Annotated in this window: 5 protein-coding genes; 4 read left to right on the top strand and 1 reads right to left on the bottom strand. The window is 44.0% G+C overall.

Features of this window, described 5'->3' with window-relative positions:
- Nucleotides 1–177: helix-turn-helix domain-containing protein (locus tag WG89_RS33130; RefSeq protein ID WP_153301802.1), on the bottom strand; the 177-nt coding region annotated here is incomplete at its 3' end.
- A 195-nt stretch (nt 178–372) separates the two neighbouring features.
- On the opposite strand from WG89_RS33130, the gene WG89_RS28130 reads away from it, so the two are divergent.
- The 4 genes from WG89_RS28130 to WG89_RS33125 form a co-directional block, all read left to right on the top strand.
- A complete protein-coding gene (locus WG89_RS28130; protein ID WP_062271050.1) occupies nt 373–1,053 on the top strand; it encodes an HAD family hydrolase in 681 nt (226 codons plus the stop codon).
- On the top strand, nt 1,053–1,514 hold the full coding sequence (locus WG89_RS28125) for an HAD-IA family hydrolase (RefSeq protein ID WP_062271048.1): 462 nt from the start codon (nt 1,053–1,055) through the stop codon (nt 1,512–1,514). The genes WG89_RS28130 and WG89_RS28125 overlap by 1 nt, the downstream gene beginning before the upstream one ends.
- A 3-nt stretch (nt 1,515–1,517) precedes the next feature.
- Complete coding sequence (locus WG89_RS28120; RefSeq protein WP_062271046.1) at nt 1,518–2,030, top strand: hypothetical protein; 513 nt, start codon at nt 1,518–1,520, stop codon at nt 2,028–2,030.
- A gap of 45 nt (nt 2,031–2,075) precedes the next feature.
- Nucleotides 2,076–2,229: transposase family protein (locus WG89_RS33125; protein WP_172806667.1), on the top strand; the 154-nt coding region annotated here is incomplete at its 3' end.

Below are 2,229 nucleotides of genomic sequence, written 5' to 3'. Positions count from 1 at the left end.
GGCTTCCAAGCCACCTCGTTCATAACGATCAATCCAATCGTAAACGCATGACCTGTGAGTAGAATACTTTTCGGATAGCTGATTGACAGTGGCACCCTCCAGCCATAGGTGTATAGCCTCTAAACGAATAGATTCTCGAACATCATGGGAAATTTTACGGCCGTCGACTTTGCTCATGTACACCTCAAATATGAGGTGTCAGTTATACAGAAACTCTTGTCGGGAAGTTTTGGCCCAAATCAATAAGCTGTCGGTGGGATGACCTGACTATAAAAACTTTAAATGAATAGCCTTTACTGAACAATAAATACCTTCTTTACTTTCCACAGATAATTTTCACACCTGATAGATCAGACTTTACCAAGACTCTCTATGTACAAAGCAATCCTATTCGACTTTGGCAACACACTGGCAAAATCCGCATCATTGGCAAAAGCGCTTGATACCGTTCTGGATCACGAAAAAGCTTTCACTATTGGCCAGAACATTGAAAATGAAATTGTAACCTTATACAAACCAGATCAGCAGGAGCAACCTGAGTGGCTTGAAATCTGGGCCAGGTGTTTTCGTGATGCTGACCTTCCTTTTGATGAAAGTATTGGCCGGAAGCATTTAATGGAGTTTTGTCGCTCCAATACACTTTTTCCGGATGTAGAAGAAATGCTCTCACGCCTGAAAGACAGTGGTTATAAACTGGGTTTGTTGTCGAATGCTACAGGGCCAGCCGACATCTTCCAGAAGGATCTGGAGCAACGTGGTTTAGCCCGGTATTTCAATAGCATCGTATGGTCGTGTGAGATTGGTTATCGAAAGCCCTACCATAAAGCATTTGAAGCGGTACTCGACCGGTTGGGTGTATCACCCGCTGATACTTTGATGATTGGTGACTCTGAAATTGCTGACATCCAGGGTGCTACTCACCTTGGGATGGACTCGGCACTGGTTTCATCTACACAGAATCCTCAGACTCAAGCCAGGTTTTGTGTAGCTCCGGACCAGCTTCTGAAAGACGTACTGGCCCTCATCACCCTTAACACGAACCAGATAACCTGATGAATATTATTTTTGATCTTGATGATACTTTACATGACAAAACGGCTACTCTGAAAAACTATGCCGATTACCTCTGCAGTAGCAAAATAAATCACCTCCATCTTGATCACTCACTGTTCAAGGATGAGTTTGTGGCCCAAAACAAGATCAGAGCTCTGGGTTTCGAACCCTATTTTGACTTCATTGTGACCTCGGGTGAAACCGGCATCAAGAAGCCCTACCCTGAAATTTTCAGAATGGGTCTGAATCAACTGGGGAAGAATAACGCCCCAACCTGTTTCTGTGGTGATAGCCTTTCTCACGATATCAAACCAGCCAAACAACTGGGATTGACGACTATCTGGAAAACAAAGGATGCAACCCGATCGAATTTTGCAGATTATGTTTTTGATCACTTCAGTGACTACGACGACATCTGTGAAACTATTCGAAGGCGCTCATATCCAGCCGTTAAAGAGTGACTTATGACAATAAAAAAAGACCTGTCCCAGATGGGAGATGCCAGTGTTTTCATCACGGAGTGGCTAGGACAATCCTGTATACAGAAAACCCAGGTCTCGGATGTGGAAAGATTTTTTTATCGGGATGTTGCCCCTATTCTGAAACAGTCTGGTGTTCATATTCCGAAACTTATTGACGAGACAACAGACTCTGTAATTCTTGAGTATATTCCTGACACCATTAACCCTCCCCAACTGATAAGTTCTTCCGCAACTTATCATCAACTCAAGTCAATTCACGATTTGACCCTCTCTTTCGAGCCAACAGTAAAAGTCCACAAATGGTCCGTAGAACAGACAACAAAAGCCATGCGACGTTTAAGTCCACTTCCGTCGGTTCATGAACGTCTAGCATTTTTCCAAACTCAAAGTTCGGTACTTTTTGATGTACAGAGTTTTGTCTCGGGAGATGCCAACCCGGGAAACTGGGCAGGGCAATTGCATCAATCTGAACACTCGAAGATAAATTTCTTGTAAACTCTCTATCCAGTTTATTCGAGTCTCCTAGAGTAGTTCATCCGCATGGAAGCCAAGCAGTACCAGCCACTAGCTGATTTTTTAGCCAAAGTTCCTGATCCTCGCTGCCCCGGCATGTGTGATCACAACCTGCTCGATATACTTATCATTGCTGTATGCGCAGTCATATGTGGAGCGGACGAGTGGCAAGACATGGAGG

Source organism: Endozoicomonas arenosclerae (genome assembly GCF_001562015.1).
GTDB lineage: Bacteria > Pseudomonadota > Gammaproteobacteria > Pseudomonadales > Endozoicomonadaceae > Endozoicomonas_A > Endozoicomonas_A arenosclerae.
The sequence above is the reverse complement of the archived record's forward strand: the minus strand, read 5'-3'. Positions and strand labels throughout refer to the sequence as shown.